This is a genomic window from Nitrosomonas sp. Nm51 (genome assembly GCF_900111165.1).
Lineage (GTDB): Bacteria > Pseudomonadota > Gammaproteobacteria > Burkholderiales > Nitrosomonadaceae > Nitrosomonas.
This window is the reverse complement of sequence record NZ_FOGH01000005.1, coordinates 68431-86541: the sequence shown is the minus strand read 5'-3', so window position 1 is coordinate 86541 and position 18111 is coordinate 68431. Positions and strand designations below refer to the sequence as shown.

Sequence of the window (18111 nt, the reverse complement as noted above, 5' to 3'; positions counted from 1 at the left end):
GTATTATAAAGGCCGGGTATGATATTTTTGAATGGACAGTTTGTGCCGATCGAAAAGGCATGTGTCTCCGTGTTAGACCGAGGGTTTATTTTTGGTGATGGTGTGTATGAGGTCATTCCTGTTTATTCACGACGGCCTTTTCGGTTGGAAAAACATTTGCATCGTCTGCAGCACAGTCTGGACGGCATTCGGCTGAAAAACCCTTATACCAATGAAGAATGGGGTGAATTGATAGGGCAGGTTGTCGGTAAAAATAAAGGTGATGATCAGTCCGTATATCTTCATATTACCCGGGGTGTAGCCAAACGCGACCATCCATTCCCGGATGTGCCGCCTACGATTTTCATAATGAGTAATCCGTTGCTGCCTCCGTTGCCGGAATTGCTGGAAAAAGGTGTGGCAGCGGTTACCGCCAGTGATAACCGCTGGATTCGTTGCGATATCAAATCCATTTCGTTGTTACCGAATGTGCTGTTGCGCCAAATTGCCGTGGATGCCGGAGCGGCTGAAACGATTCTGATCAGAGACGGTTATCTGACTGAAGGTTCAGCCAGTAATATATTTATTGTCAAAGACCAAGTGCTGCTGGCGCCGCCAAAAAGTCATTTGATGCTTCCGGGAATCACCTACGATGTGATGCTTGAATTGGTTATAAAAAATCATATCATTCACGAGGTGAGAGAAATTTCCGAAGAAGAATTATTTTCCGCAGACGAGATTATGCTGACGTCTTCAACCAGAGAAATCATGGCGGTTACACGGTTAAATGAGCAACCAGTTGGCACCGGCAGTCCGGGCGCGATGTTCAGGCAATTGCACCAGTTTTATCAACAGTATAAGGCCACGCGCATGCGTGGCGGCACGGACAGTTGAATGTTGCCGTCATGCGTGTAGTTGTCAGTAATCGATATGTACGAAGAGTCGATCATTGAGTATCCTTGCGATTTTCCGATCAAAATCATGGGTAAAGCTGAACAGAATTTTACCTGTGTCGCACTGGAAATTGTCAAACATCATGCCCCCGATTTTGATGAAGCCAGTATGGAAGTCCGCACCAGCAAAGGCGGCAACTATCTTAGTATCACCTGTACGATTCGCGCTACCTCACGCCGTCAGTTGGATCAACTGTACTGTGCGTTAACAGAACACCCGATGGTGTCGGTGGTGCTTTGATATGGCTGTAAGTCCGTTGCCGGCGTTGGATACATACAGTGAACAAAATTCCAGCTTCACTGTGAAGCATATGGGTCTGGTTGCGTATGAAACTGCCTGGCAGGCAATGAAAGATTTTACCCGCACACGTACATCGTTGACCAGCGATGAGATATGGTTGTTGCAACATCCGGCAGTGTATACACAGGGTATCGCCGGTAAACCCGAACATCTGCTGGTTGACAGCAACATCGCCGTGATCAAAACAGACCGGGGCGGACAGATTACCTATCATGGTCCGGGGCAGATTATCGCTTACCTGCTTCTGGATATCAGACGCTTGAAACTGGGCGTGCGCGAACTGGTCAAAAGAATGGAAACGGCCGTGATTCATTTGTTGAACGAATATCAAATCAAGGCGCATGGACGCAAGGATATGCCGGGAGTGTATGTCGATGCCGCTAAAATAGCCTCGCTCGGTTTAAAGATAAAGAAGGATTGCTGTTACCATGGTATTGCGTTGAATGTTGATATGGATTTGAAACCGTTTTCGGCCATCAATCCATGTGGTTACACTGGTTTAGAGGTGACGCAGACAAAAGATCTTGGCATCGAAGATGATCTGGATGTGTTAAGTTATAAACTGTCTGATTATTTACAAAAAGAACTTGTTAACAAAGGACCCGATATATCGTTATGACTTCTGAAATACGTCAGAAAGGTGCTGAGAAAACAGCGCGTAATCCCGTCAAAATTAATCCGCAAACGCGCGAGGAGCTGTTGCGCAAACCCGCATGGATTCGCGTACGTTCATCCAGCAGCCAGAAGTTTGCCGAAGTCAAGCGAATACTGCGCGAGCAAAAGCTGCACACGGTCTGTGAAGAAGCATCCTGCCCCAATATCGGTGAATGTTTTGGCAAAGGTACTGCCACATTCATGATTCTGGGTGATCTTTGCACGCGCCGATGTCCGTTCTGTGATGTGGCGCATGGCCGGCCCAGACCACCCGATCCCGAAGAACCACTGCATCTGGCGCAGTCGATTGCGGCGATGAGACTGAATTATGTCGTAATTACCAGTGTTGATCGTGACGATTTACGTGATGGCGGCGCGCAGCATTTTGCCGATTGCATTGGTGAAATTCGACGGCACGCGCCACAAACGAAAATTGAAATTTTAGTACCTGATTTCAGAGGTCGGCTGCAAGTTGCGCTTGAAAAGCTGACCGCCTGCCCGCCGGATGTGTTAAATCATAACCTGGAAACTGTGCCAAGGCTTTATAAGCAGTGCCGCCCTGGAGCCGACTATATGCACTCATTACGACTGTTAAAAGATTTCAAAGACCGTTTCCCGGACATCCCGACCAAATCCGGATTAATGGTAGGGCTCGGTGAAACTGACGAGGAAATTTTCGATGTCATGCGCGATTTACGTGTGCATGATGTGGAGATGCTGACTATTGGACAATACTTGCAACCGAGTGTAGGACATTTGTCGGTTCTGCGTTATGTCACGCCTAAAAGCTTTAAAATGTTTGAACAAGCCGCGGTGGATATGGGTTTTATCCACGCCGCGTGCGGCCCTCTGGTGCGCTCCAGCTATCATGCTGATCAGCAGGCGCATGAAGCCGGAATCGCCTGATCTGGCGAACCGTTTAAAGCTATTTATGTCTTGGAACAGCATCCAGACAAAGATTAACGGCTTCTAGTCAGATCAGAACTTACCGGCGCCAGCCGGTAGTGGTTCGGTCTCTATGTGATTTTTGTACCAACGTTGTTTCGAGCTCTGGTCTGGTGCATTCGGTGGCATCGCGTTCTATGAAGTACTCAACGGCAACACGTACCTCTTGATGTCGTGAGTGCTGCATACGCATTATCGATATTCTCTACTGGTGGTGAGTTAAACCTGGTATTAAAATTAAACTGATCTGGGATGTGACTCTGGGTGCGCTCGGCGTGGTGATGATTCTATCAGACAGCATGGAAACCGTACGCGCAATCATTGCTTTGGGAACCATGCCATTCGTATATATCCTGCTACTGCCCATGGTCTGCTTGCTGAACAACCTTAAGCCTGAGGCCAGGTGTGCAGATCGATAACATCATTGACACGATTCTAAATATTTCTGTATTTTGTTTTATCGGCGTCTTGATTTGGTTGTATTTCAAAGACGATTCAGGGTAACAGTCGTCGTCAGAACATCAATCGCGTCAAACAACGGCGACACTTTAGGTGCAACAAGGGAAGGCGCTGCGAAGCAGTGTGTTGCTGGTGGAGGATAATATGTTGAATCAACAGATTGCTAGAGCGCTAGGGGTGTCGAAGTGGATTTTGCATTGAATGGTCAACAAGCCTGTCAAATGGTTTGGCAGCATTTGTATGATCTGGTATTTATGGATAGCCAAATGCCGGTAATGGTGGTTATGAAACAACCCGGATGATTCGGCGGTTACCGGAATACGAGTGGTTGCCAATCGTAGCGCCGACGGCTAATGCGTTATTTGACAGTCTGAAAAAGTGTCAGGTGTCGGCTGAGCTGACTATTCGGTAAAACTGTGAATATTGTAGAGGAAATTGCATGCGAGACGTGGTTGTATTGAGCGGTGTGCGCACCGCGATTGGTGATTATGGCGGTGCGCTCAGAGACCTGGCACCGGCCGATCTGGCAGCGCAAGTTGTCAAAGCGGCAGTAAAACGCGCTGCAGTCGATCCTGGGAAAATTGGCCACGGGGTTTTCGGTCATGTGATTCACAGCGAAGCGCGGGACATGTATCTGGCTCGGGTGGCGTGCATGAATGGCGGGTTGCCACAGCAGACGGCGGCGCTCACTGTCAATCGTATATGCGGCAGCGGTCTGCAGGCCATTATATCTGCAAGCCAGAGCATTGTACTCAACGATACCGATGTTGCGGTTGCAGGCGGTGCGGAATCCATGAGCCGTGGCGGGTATCTGTTGCCCGCTTTGCGCTGGGGGCAGCGTATGCATGATACCGGTGCGGTCGATATGATGGTGGGTGCGCTCACTGACCCTTTCGATCATGTACATATGGGTATTACCGCAGAAAATATTGCGCAAAAATGGCAGATCAGTCGTGAAACGCAGGATGCCCATGCGGTTGAGAGTCACCGCCGCGCGATGCATGCCATTCGTCAAGGCTACTTCAAAGAACAGATTCTGCCGCTTGAATTAAAATCACGCACGGGCGTGACCATTTTTGATACCGATGAGCATCCACGTGAAACCGTGGATCTGGAATCCATGGCTAAACTTAAGCCTGTTTTTTGCAAAGGTGGCACGGTAACAGCGGGTAATGCATCCGGCATTAACGACAGTGCGGCTGCGGTTGTTTTAATGGATGGCAAAGCGGCCGAAAAACGCAATTTGGAACCTATGGCGCGTCTGGTTTCTTATGGGCATGCCGGCGTGGATCCGCGCTATATGGGCATCGGACCGGTACTGGCGGTAAAACAGGCGCTTGAACGCGCTTGTTTGAAGATGAACGCTGTCGATGTGATTGAATCTAATGAAGCATTTGCGGTACAAGCTTGTGCCGTAGCAAACGAGCTGCATTTCGATCCGGTTAAAACCAACCCCAACGGCGGCGCTGTGGCGCTTGGGCATCCCGTTGGCGCTACCGGTGCGATACTGACGATTAAGGCGGTATATGAATTGCACCGGACAGGTGGCCGCTATGCGCTTGTGACCTTGTGTATAGGTGGTGGACAGGGTATTGCCGCAGTATTTGAACGATTGTGACGTGTGAAGGAGGTCAGGCTGTGAGATTATGTGTGGTAACAGCGTTATTGGTATTGCTGATATTTCCGTTTGATGTAAGAACTGAAAATGAACTGCAGATTTCCGAACTGGAGCGGGCATTGATGCGTGTTCAACAGGATGCCCAGGCGACTCATCAGCAGTTTCTTATGATTCAGGAATTACGCCGTAACGAAATGCTGGGTGCGCCGTTGGCAGAGTTTCCGGACGCTACCGTTGAAAGCGTACCGATTCCAAAATATGAAGAGATGGTGCGGCAAAAACAAAACAGAAAAGACCGCATTGAGCAGTATACGGCCGATCTTGATCGATTGTATGCGCGCTTCAGGTCATTGGAAGATGAACGGCAGCTGCTGATGGAGCAGATCAATCAACTGGAACGGCGGCAGGCAGAATGAATGGCTTCCGACAGTGGAATTTCTTTCAGGCATGCTTCGCATGCAACCATATCGGGGCAGGCGGTTTAATTTTTCATTCACGGTTTTGTCCTCGTGATTATAGTAATTTTTGTCATTGCGCATATTCCAGATAATATACCGCCGCACCCAGCAAAATCAAAGCCAATTCGAAAACAGTCAACCATATCAGGATGGCAGCGATGCGCCGCCCCATAGGCCGCATGGGTTGCCAGACATGGCGCATGTAGGTGCGCCACACCCGGTAACGCGACCACTTTCTCCAGTTGATCAGATAATGCTGTAAATCGCTGGCCCAGACGGTAATGCTTTTATCTACCAGGTGTAAGCATTGTTTCCGTTGATCTTCGGATACGCCGCCATAAAAATCTGTAATGATCAGCTTTGACTTGCGAAAATGCAGTTCGTCCCGAGAACAGGACGCTGGTTCGATGACTAACGTTGTACGGGTTTTTAAGCCCTGCTGGTAATCAATCCGGATGGCGTCAGGTAACTGTTTGACGGTGAATGTCAATTCAAAGTCAAACGGCGGTTGCTGACTGGTATTTTGTCCCGCGCAATAATAACGATTGGGACCGGTCTTTTGCCATGTGCTGAAATTGAGCATCGGGTTGATGCGAAACAGCCGTTCGATATCCCCGCAGAACAGTCTGAGCTCTGCAGTACTCAGTGGTGTATATAGTTCGGCCCATGCAGCATCGAAGCTGTCCGGCTTGCGCAATGCGGGTGATTTATCCATTTCTACGTTCAGGCATCCGGGTGCTGTTATGCAGGGGGTTGTTTCGGGTAGGGTGCTATCAGTACAGCTGTTTGTATGGCAGTAATAAGCTGTTTAGTCAGCAGCGTAGAACGCAGCCCCGGCATACGCCGCGGGCGCGGCGAACCCAGGACAATCAGGTCGTATGTCTGCTTTTTTAAGCACTGTAACAGTGCCTGGCCGGGCCTGCCAAAAAAAATCAGGCTGTGGTAGTTAAAGGCATGTGCTGAAACTTTGCGGTGCAAACGGTCGCATTGCTGATCGACTTCTTTGCCAAGTTCGGTTTGCAGGTAATTGCTGAATTGATCCCGTGTAACGCCGTTGTTGAGCCAGTCGTCGCCGGTCATTCCCTGCCAGAATTCAGGCACTACGATCAGATGGTCAATCGTTCCCTCGCTGGCACAAACTTGAAGTGCCATATTTTCAGCCGCAACAGCACCTGATGTGCCGTGGCTGGCAAGCAAAATATGTTTGAACAGCGTCACAATCCGCCGGTCTCGATATGCCGGTTAAATCGGCAGGTAACCGTCTGTTGTTTCAATAGATGAAGTAAATCGCCATAGCCAGAATGAAAGCGAGAATAAGGGCGATGACATCTTCTTTACGATCGCTGCTAAAAATCGACAGCGCTGAGCCACGTTCAAAGGTTCTGGTTTCTTTGTGTTGCATCAAATATCTCCGTTGTATAAGTTTTATACGGTGTCATCGACGATCAGAATGACGACGGCCAGCGACAATGCCGCCTTGATAAAACCGACAATGCCGCCAATAATCGCAGGCTCTCCACCCGCCTGTCTCATTGCGCTGACTGTGATTTGCATGCCGAGACCAACCAGTCCAAATGCAAACAGCCAGGTGATCCACTGACGGAATGCCTCGATTTTTTCGGCGGTATGCCGTACCGCATGATGTGCAGCGCTCAGAATTTCAATAGCTTGACCGGATAAGGCGCTGGCGTTGATGATGCTGCGAATGGCATTATCATCTTCAACCGTCATGATTTTTCCGTTTTCGATCAGACTGCGCATTGCTGCGCGGTGTTCTGTCCGGTCAATACTGTTTATTTCAGCGCGCAATACGCCAATCTGTGCGGAATTTAACAAATTTTCCTGTTTGAAGCCCTGTGCCTGCGTATTACCGAAATATTTTCCCTGGTAATGACTGGCCGGTGCGAACGCTCCTGTAGTCGATAATGCAAACATGCATATGAAACCCAGCACAAATACCGGAAATTTTGTGATTACCACATGGCCGACGTTGACTTCGGACGAGACTGCGCCTTCTTTTTTGACATACCAGATGGCCAGCCAGAGTACGATGACGGGGAGAATCAGGACACGGGTAATATTAAAAATTTCGGCGACCATCAGTGTTTCTATGCCGTCAGGTTGGAAAGCCAGCGCTGCCCCTGCAACCTGTGCCGAATTCAGAATGCCCGTACCCGCCCATGCGCCAAACTGTACATAACTCATATCCAGCAAGTGACCAATAATGGGGAAAACAAACATGCAGCCGACACCCCATAGCAGGATGGTACCGATTGTATAGGCAATTTCAACGGGTTTGGCCTGGACGACGGGAGCGACCGCTACTGTAGCCGATACACCACAAACGCCCATGCCGGCGGATAACACGCCGCCCATTGAATTGGAGATTTTTCGCCGCGAACCGATCCATAAAACGATACCGACCGATCCCAGTACGAAAATCCCTATCATGATAATAGACAAACCGCCCAGATTTTTTAATTCGGCTGCGCTATAGAGGGCGCCGAGTAAAATCACACCCGTCTTGAGTCCCAATCGGGACAAGCGCACACCGTTCTGAGCCCATCCGGGCACCTTGAATACATTGACGATAATAATGCCTGTGACAATGCCAAGCACGACATAGTTAAGGCCGAGTAACTCATGGACGTATTTTCCGGTGTTGCCGATTAAACCAATACCTGTACTCATGACTTCGATTTGCGGTGCGATGAACCAGCGTATCAGCATGGTAATGAACAGAATCAACATGCCGCCGGCGATCGTGGACGAATAGTAATCGAGGTGACCGGCTTTATGCGTACCAAGCCAATGCCAGCATCCCGTAACGACGGCTATAACGCCAAAATACAGGGGCAGCGAGCTGACTTCATTCAGATATTTATAGGGTTTGTCCGGTGATAAATGTTCCAGTAGCGGATTCAGTAATCCTGTCTCCACGCCGGACCAGATGGCCAGCATTGATAAGCCGATGATGAGCAAGGCAGGGCTTTTTTGGGTATAGATCATGATAATTAGCCGATGAAAAATTGTGCCCGGATGTGCAGCATATCCAGTTTGTTATAATTATATAAAATAGATTTTGTGCTGGGTAGAAGGGATGTATGTCTGCCGGTTTTTTCCGTTACTGACATCCCGGTATGAATTGACCTATGATAAGCGTAATGAACAGGGTAAACAATCGGTTTAGAGTAAATGGAGCAGCAAGGAATGGAGTGGTTGTTTGTTATCAGTGTGTTGACAATAGCGGGCTTGGCGGGGTGGTTTTTTGCTGCTGTGCATGGGCGTAAATCGCTCAAGCCAGGCCAGGCTGCACCAGACTTCAAACTGATTGATCAGCATGGTAAAACACATTGTCTTGAGGATTTTAAAGGTAAGTGGCTGGCGCTGTATTTTTATCCCAAAGATGATACGCCGGGTTGCACCCGCCAGGCATGCGCTTTTCGCGATAATTTAGAAAAACTGAAAGCGTTTGATGCCGAGGTTGTAGGTGTAAGCGTAGATACGGCAAGCAGCCATGAACGATTTGCCGGCAAGTTCGGTCTGGGTTTTCCGCTGCTGGCTGATACCACCGCTGAGATGGCAGCGCGCTACTGCTCACTTCTGAATTTTGGCGTTGTGAAATTCGCTAAACGCAATACCTTCTTGATTGATCCACTTGGCAGAATCGCCAGGATTTATTGGTCAGCGCGTGCAGCGCATAACGCTGATGAAATTATTTCAGATTTGACGTATCTTGAAACAAAGCACGCATACAAAAGCATGAGAAGTTTTTAAATGCCCCCTGCAAGCCTGAAGACCTTGTGATTACTTGAAAACCGGATAACGGCGCTGCATTGATTATGGCTCGAAGTCGCAGGCTTACAATGGCACGTTTTTATTTTGAAGCAGGAAAGAACATTATGGCAGATTTTACAGAAGAACAGCTGGCTCAAATCAAGTCCGCACTGCATAAACGCTATCTTGAGCTACAGGAAGAAGTGCGTAATGAGCTGGTGCAGAGCGGTGAAGAATTTGATATCAGACAGGCGGATGATATCAACAACATTTTGGCTGATGTTGATACTGCACTGGTTGACAAGCAGATTAATGAAATGCGTGAACTTGAAATGTCGGAAAAATATCTGATGGAGCTGGAATTCGGTGATTGCGTTGATTGCGGCGAAGAAATCGGATTCGAGCGCTTAATCGCCAATCCTTCCGCGCAACGCTGTATTGCGTGTCAACGGAAATATGAAAAATTATATCCGCATGAGTCGAGTCCATCGCTGTAGCAGCTTTCTGGCGCGTTTATCTTGTATGTCCCTTTCCCTTGAGTAAAACCATCAGCGCGCCGCCGCCGCCATGTTCCGGACTGGCCTGGCAAAAGGCAAGCACTGCATGATGCTGCGCCAGCCAGCTGCCGATATTTTTTTTTAACACCGGTATGCGGTCTTGTGAACTGAGTCCTTTGCCATGAATGATCTGTATGCAACGGTACTGCTTATGCAAAGCATCATTCAGAAAGTCCGTCATGTGCCGCTTTGCGGCATCCTGGGTGAGTCCATGCAGATCAAGCCGGCTTCGAATGCGCCAGACACCGCGCCTTAAACGCCGCAATGTCTGGCGTGACACGCCCGGCCGAGAAAAGGACCACTCATCCCCGGCATCCAACGCTAAGATATGCTGATCGGCTGCACTAACAGTTTCGGACAGAGGACCGTCCAGGTTGTACGGATTTATTTGCCGGGGAAGGGGGACCGGTTTCTCGGGTTCCAGCACAGTCTTGTCAGAAGCGGCCAGCGGCGCGACAATTTTCATGGCTTCATGAAACAACGCCATATCATCGTTATTTGTTTTTGCCGTATCTTCTTTCTTGGACATTATTTTGTTAAAATGTATCAGAACAGATGATCAAAATATTTTTCAGCGTCCAGCGCAGCCATGCAACCGCTCCCGGCGCTGGTTACCGCCTGGCGGTAAATATGATCCTGTACGTCGCCCGCTGCAAATACACCCGGAATACTGGTTGCGGTTGCATTACCCTGATTGCCGCCTTGCGTTATGATGTAGCCGTTTTCCATTTCCAGCTGTCCGGCAAAAATAGCCGTATTGGGTTTATGTCCGATGGCAATAAAAACGCCATGCAGGTCAATGGTTCTGGTGTTGTCGTCCTGGGTGCTTTTGATGCGTATGCCCGTCACGCCGCTATCGTCGCCGAGCACTTCATCCAGTACATAATTAAGCGCCAGCTGGATATTTCCATCGTTTACTTTTTCCATCATTTTATCGATCAAAATCTTCTCGGAGCGGAATTGTTCTCGCCGGTGCACGACAGTGACAGTTTTGGCGATATTGGATAAATAAAGCGCTTCCTCGACGGCGGTATTGCCGCCGCCAATCACAGCGACATCCTGTTCTTTGTAAAAAAATCCATCACAGGTTGCGCAGGCTGACACTCCCCGGCCCATGAACGCCTCCTCGGAAGGAATGCCCAAATACTTCGCGGTCGCACCTGTTGCGATTATCAGTGCATCACATGTATACGTGCCCTGATCGCCAACCAACGTCAGCGGCTTGTTCTCCAGTTTGGCTGTATGAATGTGATCGAAAATGATTTCGGTATTGAACCGTTCGGCATGTTTCTGAAAACGCTCCATGAGTTCTGGGCCTTGTACGCCCATTGCGTCAGCCGGCCAGTTGTCGACATCCGTAGTTGTCATCAGCTGACCGCCCTGTTCCAGTCCTGTGATGATGACGGGATGCAAATTTGCGCGCGCTGCATAAACGGCAGCTGTATAGCCAGCGGGGCCGGAACCGAGAATTAACAGTGGACAGTGTCGTGTAGTTGTCATAATTTATGTATTTCTAAATAAATCGGATAAATCCGTCAACTATACTGAGTAACGCACATGATCTCAAGATGCCGGTGTGTTGAGGTTAGTGTGCTGCAGATAAAAAGCCATCAATGTTGTGTGGCATTCAGTGTATTAACTCCGGGATATGGTTCTCAAGAAAATGGGTGTGTGCGACTGAGAGAGCATATGCAGCTTATACTATATGACAGACTAGCGTAAAATGAGGCTTTGGGCGCAGCGCCCCGGTAGCTCAGTGGATAGAGCAACCCCCTCCTAAGGGGTAGGTCGGACGTTCGAATCGTCTCTGGGGCGCCAAATTATCAATAGGTTGCATGGAAGTTATTTGAGAAATTTAATCTGACGCCATACACAGTGCCACAATAAGATCATAAATTTAACAGAGTGATTCAGGTCTGTCTGCGTGATCCAAGACTAACGTATATTCATTTTATGTATTTTGAACAAGATCGTTTATTGTTTTTTTAACAGCTGTACTGGCCATGCTACAAAAAACTTTTAGATTACAAAATAAACCAAAAGTCTGGTTCAATTAATACGTTTCCTGATTAATACTATGAAAGAACATAGCCTAAAGACAATAACACTCCTTACCCCGAAAAAGTAGGGGCTACGAATGGTGATAAAAAAAGTACTGCAACGTTACGGTGCATATTTGCTACCGAAGCGACCAAATTGCCTGTAGTCCGGTTGGAAAACGGCCTTTTTAACGTACGCTCTCTATGGAAGCAATCCGGGGTTCGGGTCAGTTCGGTGGGTCACGTTAGAGTACGGGATCAAGTCACCAAAAAAATGTGCGGCCTCTTCCTGCCACCTTCCTCTCTAGTTTCTTTCATGATCAGGGGTGGCGTCTACCGCAATGATCGTTAGGTAGACTGGACATCAAGCCAGTTCTGGAAAATTTCCAAGCCAATCCCTTCTGGCGAGCTTTTTATGCCGACCCCATCGGCACAGCTTTCGAAACAGAAATTACTTTTCTTTTGCAACATTATCACGAAATTAAAATAACCAGACAATCCGAGAAAAAACTTGCTTGTGACTTTTCAATGTATCTTGATCTTGCCTATGCGCATGTCACGCTTTCGCAGGATAAGCTGCGTATCTTTCAATCGGTATACAGCGAAGTAGAAAAAGAACTGGAACAACCTTCCCTATTAATCTACCTCGAATGTGATCCTGAAATAGAGCTGCAACGTATTCGAAACAGAGGAAGGGATGTCGAGAATTCAATTACAATCGAATACTTGCAAGCAATAAATGAGCAATTGGAAAAAATCCTTAAAGAACGGTCTTGCTCGCATGAATTGCTTATAATCGATAGTGGGCTAAGGGACTTTGCTTATGATGAAGGTGTAAAGCATGTTATCTTGGAAAAAATTAATTCAAAATTCACATTATAATTTAACGAACAGATGGCATCCATCAGCTGGATTTCAGCATTTATAGAATACTTGGCCGTCATATGTAAATTTAGATCAATGGCCGTCGAAAATCATCATAGTGTTGAAAATGTCGGATTGAATCGTTCGAGATAAACTTTAAGGTGATTTGTACCGTTGCGGTTGTTTTTATCAGTCTTGAGACGTTGAACAACCCTAAGTGCCAACCGGACGTTCGAAGCGTCTCTGGGACACCAATCTTTGCTTGCCGTGTATACTGACAAGTTCACCGAACCCGGCAATAAATATCACATGGATAGAGTGATAGGTTCGGGTTATTGGTTCGAATGAGTTGGCAACCACGGTTTATTCCGAAATACAAGTCATGAGACCGGTATTTGTATTCAGATTTTTTGTTCAGAAAGTAAATCAATCATAGTTGGCAGGACAATTAAAGAGGTTTTGAAATGGGGAGAGCAAGTAAGCTGGTTTTGATATTGTGCCTGTCATTTTTGTTTCCGTTTTCGGCAAGTGCTCAAGAGAGTGCTGCCGCAGACACATACTTCAGCAAAGCTGGTATGAAAATTTTAACGGGCGTAGCCAATGTGGCGACCGGTTGGCTGGAATTGCCTAAAAATATTATTTTATGGAATCGAAAAGAACAAAGTCAGTTCATCGGCTGGACGGAAGGTGTGCTCAGAGGGGCCGTGCATACGGCAAGACGCACAGGAAGCGGTGCGCTGGATCTGGTGACTTTCTGGCTTCCGACTTTTCCGACGCCTAGCCCACCACTGATCTGGGATGACTTTGATCAGGAATCAGAATACCGCGCATTCAGAACGGGTGGATGAGCGTTTGTGCAGTATCTAATCTGTCCGTTTATAATGCTGTTATACCGCGCGGACAATAACCGTAGCGATTTCGAAACGGTTTGTTGCATCTGTGATGGCTGCCATCGTTGATTTAAATAGACCATGGTAGACAAATTTTTTACCGTTCCGCGTTTTAATTTTTAATTCGCACTTTAAAAGACGGACGCTGCCTGCTTTATATGCGCATTGGGTTTTTATCATGTAAATACTCCTATCTTTTGTGGTCAGCATGCTTTACCTTTAACCGGAATAATCAGATCAATTGAAAGCAACTGAATCTGCAAGCTGATTGTACAGATTGTCCAATCCGGGGCATGCCGGTACAAACAGGGTAAAAGCAGCTCAATTCATTTATTTGCAGACAAAAAAGCCTGTACCGAAAAGGCACAGTGCATTAGAGAGCAATTTTGCGCACATGGTATAATTATCAGTTTAGCAATTGAATTGCCTGGCAGACACTTGATACTGCAGATTATTTGATGTTATAGGCGGCTTGGAAGCCTTGTTGTGGCAGCCATTAAAAACCAACGCTGTATTAAAAAGGGCGGGTATTTTAGAAAATTTACTCTTTTTTATGAAAGGACTTTATTAACGTATCAAAAACGTAATTATTTTGTCTTATCAAGAAAAATTTAGCTTTGTCACCATGATTCAATCTGGTGGCAATTTCTCCTTTGAGCAATTTTTTTAGAACGGAGAAGCGTATGACATCCGTACTACCATTAATTAGAAAACACACTGCTACAGCTCAATACGATGCGCCTGAGCATTTCCAGGTTTACACTGAACGTCAACTTGACAAAATTGAGGCGCTCAGGGAACTGTCCGAAGAACAGCGCTTTGAAATGAAAGTGGTTGCCAGTGTATTACCCTTCAGGGTGAACAAATATGTGATTGACCATCTGATTGACTGGCGGAATGTGCCGGAGGATCCGGTGTTTCAGTTGGTGTTTCCGCAGAAAGGCATGTTGTCGCATGATGATTTTGAAGACATGGCGTCGGTTTTGCGCAGCACTAACGATCGCAGCATAATTTTGAAAAATGCAAATGCAATCAGGCTGCGATTGAATCCGCATCCTGCCGAGCAGCAGTCTCTGAATGTTCCCTATGAAGATGATGCACCGATAGCAGGTATTCAACATAAGTACCGTGAAACGGTTTTGTTTTTTCCGGGTCAGGGGCAGGTGTGTCATAGTTTCTGCAGTTTTTGTTTTCGCTGGGCGCAGTTTATTGGTGATAAGAATTTGCGTTTCTCGAATACCGAAGCGGAAAAGCTGCACCAGTATCTGGCCAGATATAAAAGTATCAGCGATTTGCTGATTACGGGCGGCGACCCGATGGTGATGAAAACCGACCATTTGAGTGCTTATCTCGAACCTTTGCTGCGGCCAGAGTTTGATCATGTCCAGACGATTCGTATTGGTACGAAGTCATTGAGTTTTTGGCCGCAGCGGTATGTCAGTGACGCGGATTCCGGCCAGTTGCTGCAATTGCTGGAAAGAATGGTTAAAGCCGGCAAGCATATTGCGATAATGGCGCATTTTAATCATTGGCGGGAGATGGTGACGCCGGTCGTGCAGGAAGCGATCAGTCGCCTGCGCGCATCGGGTGTAGTGATCCGTACGCAATCACCGTTGTTGAACCACATCAATAATGATCCCGAGGTCTGGGCTTACATGTGGCGTGAACAGGTGCGTCTGGGATTGGTGCCGTATTATATGTTCGTTGAGCGGGATACAGGTGCGCGGCGGTATTTTGAGGTGCCGCTGGTACGCGCATGGCGGGTTTACCGTGAGGCGCTGAAGCGTGTATCGGGGCTGGGGCGGACAGTGCGCGGGCCATCCATGAGTGCAGGACCCGGAAAAGTGGAAATCCAGGGTATTACAGAAATCAACGGTGAAAAGGTGTTCGTTTTACGTTTCCTCCAGGCGCGTAATCCCGACTGGGTGCAGCGGCCTTTCTTTGCGCAATTTGATCCTGAAGCGACCTGGCTGGATCATTTAAAACCGGCTTTTGGGGAAGAAAAGTTTTTCTTTCAGGATGAATATGATGCCATGCGAAACAAACAAGCCAGTCCGCGCGTCTATGAATAAGCGCGTGGTCTGGGGTAGTATCCGGTTCTTTGAGTAATAAACGTTGATTTATGGTCTAAAATGCGATCCGCTAAGGTATTTGGATTTCAGTCTCACCGTTTTCTGTGTCTGCACCAAACATCCGGTATTGTATGTTGTATGTAATTATTATAATTGTTGTGGCAGCTTTGATCTACGGGCCGTCTTACTGGGTCAGGCGCACGCTCGAAAAATACAGTTATCCCGAGAATCGTTATCCCGGAACAGGCGCCGAGCTTGCACGAATATTGCTGGATTGGGCTAGGTTGCAGTCCGTCAAGGTTGAGGTGACGGAGCAGGGAGATCATTACGATCCTGTGGCGAAAGCCGTACGGTTAATGCCGGACAAGTTTAACGGCAAGTCATTGACGGCTATCACAGTCGCCGCACATGAAGTTGGACATGCGGTTCAGGATCGCGACGGCTACCTGCCACTGAAAATTCGTACCCGGTTGGTTCAGATTGCTGGGCCGGCGGAGAAGCTGGGTGCGGCAATTTTAATGTTCGCGCCACTTATTATGATTGTTACGCGCGCGCCAATGGCGGGCGCGTTGTTTTTTGCCGGCGGTTTATTGACGCTGGGCGCGGCGACACTGGTGCATTTGGTCACATTGCCGATGGAAATGCACGCCAGTTTTGCGCGCGCGCTGCCAATGCTGGACAAAGGCGGCTATTTGATTAAAGGCGATAAAAAACATGCACGCCGGATTTTAAGGGCGGCTGCATGGACATATGTATCGGCATCGTTAATGACGCTGTTGAATATCGGCCGATGGTGGGCAATACTGCGCAGATAGGACCCGGCTTTGGTTCGTGGTGCAGTGATTTTTTTCATGTTCAGAGTTGTCTTTGGAATATTTTGCTTGAGAGAGGATCAAAATGATGCATTTTCGGTATCAGCAACGGCGCGTTCAATTCGCGCGCGGTTTCACATTGCTTGAACTGCTTGTTGTTATGGTTATTATCGGTCTGTTGGCGGCATATGTCGGTCCCAGGTATTTTTCGCAGGTGGGCAAATCAGAAATCAAAATGGCTCAGGCGCAGATTGATGCGCTGGAAAAAGCATTGCACCAGTACCGTCTTGACGTTGGCAACTATCCGGCGACTGAAAACGGGCTTGCCGCTCTGGTCACGCAGCCAAATGATGAGCCTAAGTGGCAAGGGCCGTATTTGTCTAAAATACCGCCGGATGATCCCTGGGGCCGTCCCTATGTTTATAAATATCCCGGTGACAATGCCGAGTTCGACCTGTTTTCAATGGGGAAGGATGGGCAGATTGGTGGAGAAGGCGAGGCGGCTGACATTACCAACTGGTAAACCGTCTGATTGAGTCATGCGTTACGAAATTAAAGCCGTTATGTCCGGTCAGGGCGCTGTGAATCTCAAACTGGAGGCAAGCAGTGAAGAGGAGGCGCGGCGACAGGTGATGGAGCAGGGCGGTATGGTGTTGAGTGTCAAGCGAAGCTTCACCGGCTTGTCATTCAAATCCAATGCGCGTTTTCCGCTGGTTTATTTCAGTCAAGAGATGCTGTCGCTGATCACAGCGGGCTTGAGTCTGGTGGAATGTCTGGAAACACTGGTGGATAAAGAGCAGGATGCAAACAACCGGAAACTCATACATGGTTTACTTGAACGGCTTTATGAAGGTATAACATTTTCCCAGGCGCTCGAGTCGTACCCCCAGGCTTTTCCGATGCTGTATATTGCGACGGTTCGCGCGAGTGAGCGCACTGGCGATCTGGCGGAAGCCCTGACACGTTTTGTGGCGTACCAGACACAAATGGATTTTGTCCGTAAAAAATTGGTGGGGGCTTCGATTTATCCGGTATTGCTGCTGGCTGTCGGATTACTGGTTTCGCTGTTCCTGCTGGTTTTTGTGGTGCCAAAATTCAGTGCAATTTATGATGATATGGATTCGGATTTGCCCTGGATGTCTGTACTGCTGATCGAATGGGGACATTTTGTCCAGGAGCGGGGTTGGGAATTAGCGATTTTTTCCGTGTTGCTGCTGGTAGCCATCGCGTATGCAGTCAGTCGCGAGTCATTCCGCGCCTACGTATTGGAATTGTTGTGGCGTATACCTGCGATTGGCGAGCATATGCGGGTGTACCAGCTGGCGCGTTTTTACAAAACACTGGGTATGCTGTTGCGCGGCGGTATTCCGATTACACAGGCGCTCGAAATGGTCAGTGGCCTGTTACAATCACATTTCCGGCCCAGGATTGAAGCTGCGGCGAACCGTATCCGCGAGGGACAGACGATTTCCAGCGCAATGGAAGTGGAAGGGTTGACGACAGCAGTGGGCAACCGCATGTTGAGAGTCGGTGAACGTACCGGTCTGATGGGAGACATGATGGAGCGTATCGGCGCTTTTCACGACGAGGAGATCGCCCGATGGGTGGAGTGGACTACAAAACTGATTGAACCAATCCTGATGGCGGTTATCGGCATTGTTATCGGCGGTATTATTATTTTGATGTATTTGCCGATTTTTGAGCTGGCGGGCAGCATCAATTGACAGAGGCGC

Annotated in this window: 22 protein-coding genes and 1 tRNA gene; 16 read left to right on the top strand and 7 right to left on the bottom strand. The window is 48.1% G+C overall.

The window, feature by feature from the left end:
* Positions 1-18: 18 nt before the first annotated feature.
* The 7 genes from BMY60_RS03665 (at position 19) to BMY60_RS03640 (ending at position 5325) form a co-directional block, all read left to right on the top strand.
* Entirely contained in the window at positions 19-873 is an 855-nt protein-coding gene (locus tag BMY60_RS03665) for a D-amino acid aminotransferase (RefSeq protein WP_090331291.1), read from the top strand.
* A gap of 36 nt (positions 874-909) precedes the next feature.
* A complete protein-coding gene (locus BMY60_RS03660) occupies positions 910-1173 on the top strand; it encodes an HP0495 family protein (RefSeq protein WP_090331290.1) in 264 nt (87 codons plus the stop codon).
* 1 nt (position 1174) lies between these two features.
* Positions 1175-1852 (top strand): lipoyl(octanoyl) transferase LipB, encoded by a 678-nt coding sequence (lipB, locus tag BMY60_RS03655; RefSeq protein ID WP_090331288.1) that lies wholly within the window; start codon positions 1175-1177, stop codon positions 1850-1852.
* Positions 1849-2793: a lipoyl synthase gene (lipA, locus tag BMY60_RS03650; protein ID WP_090331287.1), complete on the top strand. Its 945-nt coding sequence runs from the start codon at positions 1849-1851 to the stop codon at positions 2791-2793. The genes lipB and lipA overlap by 4 nt, the downstream gene beginning before the upstream one ends.
* Before the next feature lie 269 nt (positions 2794-3062).
* Positions 3063-3251 carry a BCCT family transporter gene (locus BMY60_RS16575; RefSeq protein ID WP_143057346.1) on the top strand — a complete coding sequence of 63 codons (189 nt, stop codon included), beginning with the start codon at positions 3063-3065 and terminating at the stop codon, positions 3249-3251.
* Between the two features lie 479 nt (positions 3252-3730).
* Positions 3731-4909 carry an acetyl-CoA C-acyltransferase family protein gene (locus BMY60_RS03645; RefSeq protein ID WP_090331285.1) on the top strand — a complete coding sequence of 393 codons (1179 nt, stop codon included), beginning with the start codon at positions 3731-3733 and terminating at the stop codon, positions 4907-4909.
* A complete protein-coding gene (locus BMY60_RS03640) occupies positions 4906-5325 on the top strand; it encodes a hypothetical protein (RefSeq protein ID WP_143057343.1) in 420 nt (139 codons plus the stop codon). The genes BMY60_RS03645 and BMY60_RS03640 overlap by 4 nt, the downstream gene beginning before the upstream one ends.
* A gap of 112 nt (positions 5326-5437) precedes the next feature.
* On the opposite strand, the gene BMY60_RS03635 is transcribed toward BMY60_RS03640, so the two are convergent.
* Genes BMY60_RS03635 through BMY60_RS03625 form a run of 4 tightly spaced genes read right to left on the bottom strand, consistent with a single transcriptional unit; the run spans position 5438 to position 8376 of the window.
* Positions 5438-6082: a hypothetical protein gene (locus BMY60_RS03635; protein WP_090331282.1), complete on the bottom strand. Its 645-nt coding sequence runs from the start codon at positions 6080-6082 to the stop codon at positions 5438-5440.
* 26 nt (positions 6083-6108) lie between these two features.
* On the bottom strand, positions 6109-6585 hold the full coding sequence (locus BMY60_RS03630; RefSeq protein WP_090331281.1) for a universal stress protein: 477 nt from the start codon (positions 6583-6585) through the stop codon (positions 6109-6111).
* Between the two features lie 52 nt (positions 6586-6637).
* Entirely contained in the window at positions 6638-6769 is a 132-nt protein-coding gene (locus BMY60_RS16150; RefSeq protein ID WP_256250664.1) for a hypothetical protein, read from the bottom strand.
* A 23-nt stretch (positions 6770-6792) separates the two neighbouring features.
* Entirely contained in the window at positions 6793-8376 is a 1584-nt protein-coding gene (locus BMY60_RS03625) for a putative sulfate exporter family transporter (RefSeq protein ID WP_090331279.1), read from the bottom strand.
* A gap of 186 nt (positions 8377-8562) precedes the next feature.
* Here BMY60_RS03625 and BMY60_RS03620 point away from each other — a divergent pair, with 186 nt between their 5' ends.
* Both BMY60_RS03620 and BMY60_RS03615 read left to right on the top strand, forming a co-directional pair.
* Positions 8563-9144, top strand: a complete 582-nt coding sequence (locus BMY60_RS03620; RefSeq protein ID WP_256250663.1) for a peroxiredoxin — start codon at positions 8563-8565, stop codon at positions 9142-9144.
* Positions 9145-9269: 125 nt separating this feature from the next.
* Positions 9270-9641, top strand: coding sequence for a TraR/DksA family transcriptional regulator (locus BMY60_RS03615; protein WP_090331331.1), 372 nt, complete (start codon positions 9270-9272; stop codon positions 9639-9641).
* A 16-nt stretch (positions 9642-9657) separates the two neighbouring features.
* On the opposite strand, the gene BMY60_RS03610 is transcribed toward BMY60_RS03615, so the two are convergent.
* Together BMY60_RS03610 and trxB are read right to left on the bottom strand one after the other, a co-directional pair.
* Positions 9658-10230, bottom strand: a complete 573-nt coding sequence (locus BMY60_RS03610) for a Smr/MutS family protein (protein ID WP_090331276.1) — start codon at positions 10228-10230, stop codon at positions 9658-9660.
* Between the two features lie 17 nt (positions 10231-10247).
* Complete coding sequence (gene trxB / locus BMY60_RS03605) at positions 10248-11201, bottom strand: thioredoxin-disulfide reductase (protein ID WP_090331274.1); 954 nt, start codon at positions 11199-11201, stop codon at positions 10248-10250.
* A 242-nt stretch (positions 11202-11443) separates the two neighbouring features.
* Here trxB and BMY60_RS03600 point away from each other — a divergent pair.
* From BMY60_RS03600 to BMY60_RS03590, 3 genes are all read left to right on the top strand, one after another.
* A tRNA-Arg gene (locus BMY60_RS03600) sits at positions 11444-11519 on the top strand.
* 578 nt (positions 11520-12097) lie between these two features.
* Positions 12098-12622 (top strand): deoxynucleoside kinase, encoded by a 525-nt coding sequence (locus BMY60_RS03595; RefSeq protein ID WP_090331273.1) that lies wholly within the window; start codon positions 12098-12100, stop codon positions 12620-12622.
* 557 nt (positions 12623-13179) lie between these two features.
* On the top strand, positions 13180-13452 hold the full coding sequence (locus BMY60_RS03590; RefSeq protein WP_256250662.1) for an exosortase system-associated protein, TIGR04073 family: 273 nt from the start codon (positions 13180-13182) through the stop codon (positions 13450-13452).
* A gap of 39 nt (positions 13453-13491) precedes the next feature.
* Here BMY60_RS03590 and BMY60_RS15950 read toward each other — a convergent pair whose 3' ends face one another.
* Positions 13492-13674, bottom strand: coding sequence for a hypothetical protein (locus tag BMY60_RS15950; RefSeq protein ID WP_090331270.1), 183 nt, complete (start codon positions 13672-13674; stop codon positions 13492-13494).
* 503 nt (positions 13675-14177) lie between these two features.
* Here BMY60_RS15950 and BMY60_RS03580 point away from each other — a divergent pair.
* The 4 genes from BMY60_RS03580 to BMY60_RS03565 all read left to right on the top strand — a co-directional run bounded on the left by BMY60_RS03580 (position 14178) and on the right by BMY60_RS03565 (position 18102).
* The gene (locus tag BMY60_RS03580) at positions 14178-15566 is read left to right on the top strand and encodes a KamA family radical SAM protein (RefSeq protein WP_256250661.1); all 1389 of its coding nucleotides are present in this window, start codon (positions 14178-14180) and stop codon (positions 15564-15566) included.
* A gap of 131 nt (positions 15567-15697) precedes the next feature.
* A complete protein-coding gene (locus BMY60_RS03575) occupies positions 15698-16381 on the top strand; it encodes a zinc metallopeptidase (RefSeq protein ID WP_090331268.1) in 684 nt (227 codons plus the stop codon).
* A gap of 85 nt (positions 16382-16466) precedes the next feature.
* Positions 16467-16901 (top strand): type II secretion system major pseudopilin GspG, encoded by a 435-nt coding sequence (gene gspG / locus BMY60_RS03570; RefSeq protein WP_090331328.1) that lies wholly within the window; start codon positions 16467-16469, stop codon positions 16899-16901.
* Positions 16902-16917: 16 nt separating this feature from the next.
* Positions 16918-18102 carry a type II secretion system F family protein gene (locus tag BMY60_RS03565; protein ID WP_090331266.1) on the top strand — a complete coding sequence of 395 codons (1185 nt, stop codon included), beginning with the start codon at positions 16918-16920 and terminating at the stop codon, positions 18100-18102.
* Positions 18103-18111: the final 9 nt, after the last annotated feature.

Bases quoted from the DNA above. Each gene is read 5' to 3' on its own strand.
- BMY60_RS03665 (WP_090331291.1), top strand. From the start codon at position 19: ATGATATTTTTGAATGGACAGTTTGTGCCGATCGAAAAGGCATGTGTC.
- BMY60_RS03660 (WP_090331290.1), top strand. From the start codon at position 910: ATGTACGAAGAGTCGATCATTGAGTATCCTTGCGATTTTCCGATCAAA.
- lipB (WP_090331288.1), top strand. From the start codon at position 1,175: ATGGCTGTAAGTCCGTTGCCGGCGTTGGATACATACAGTGAACAAAAT.
- lipA (WP_090331287.1), top strand. From the start codon at position 1,849: ATGACTTCTGAAATACGTCAGAAAGGTGCTGAGAAAACAGCGCGTAAT.
- BMY60_RS03645 (WP_090331285.1), top strand. From the start codon at position 3,731: ATGCGAGACGTGGTTGTATTGAGCGGTGTGCGCACCGCGATTGGTGAT.
- BMY60_RS03635 (WP_090331282.1), bottom strand. From the start codon at position 6,082: ATGGATAAATCACCCGCATTGCGCAAGCCGGACAGCTTCGATGCTGCA.
- BMY60_RS16150 (WP_256250664.1), bottom strand. From the start codon at position 6,769: ATGCAACACAAAGAAACCAGAACCTTTGAACGTGGCTCAGCGCTGTCG.
- BMY60_RS03625 (WP_090331279.1), bottom strand. From the start codon at position 8,376: ATGATCTATACCCAAAAAAGCCCTGCCTTGCTCATCATCGGCTTATCA.
- BMY60_RS03620 (WP_256250663.1), top strand. From the start codon at position 8,563: ATGGAGCAGCAAGGAATGGAGTGGTTGTTTGTTATCAGTGTGTTGACA.
- BMY60_RS03615 (WP_090331331.1), top strand. From the start codon at position 9,270: ATGGCAGATTTTACAGAAGAACAGCTGGCTCAAATCAAGTCCGCACTG.
- BMY60_RS03610 (WP_090331276.1), bottom strand. From the start codon at position 10,230: ATGTCCAAGAAAGAAGATACGGCAAAAACAAATAACGATGATATGGCG.
- trxB (WP_090331274.1), bottom strand. From the start codon at position 11,201: ATGACAACTACACGACACTGTCCACTGTTAATTCTCGGTTCCGGCCCC.
- BMY60_RS03590 (WP_256250662.1), top strand. From the start codon at position 13,180: ATGAAAATTTTAACGGGCGTAGCCAATGTGGCGACCGGTTGGCTGGAA.
- BMY60_RS15950 (WP_090331270.1), bottom strand. From the start codon at position 13,674: ATGATAAAAACCCAATGCGCATATAAAGCAGGCAGCGTCCGTCTTTTA.
- BMY60_RS03580 (WP_256250661.1), top strand. From the start codon at position 14,178: ATGACATCCGTACTACCATTAATTAGAAAACACACTGCTACAGCTCAA.
- BMY60_RS03575 (WP_090331268.1), top strand. From the start codon at position 15,698: ATGTTGTATGTAATTATTATAATTGTTGTGGCAGCTTTGATCTACGGG.
- gspG (WP_090331328.1), top strand. From the start codon at position 16,467: ATGCATTTTCGGTATCAGCAACGGCGCGTTCAATTCGCGCGCGGTTTC.
- BMY60_RS03565 (WP_090331266.1), top strand. From the start codon at position 16,918: ATGCGTTACGAAATTAAAGCCGTTATGTCCGGTCAGGGCGCTGTGAAT.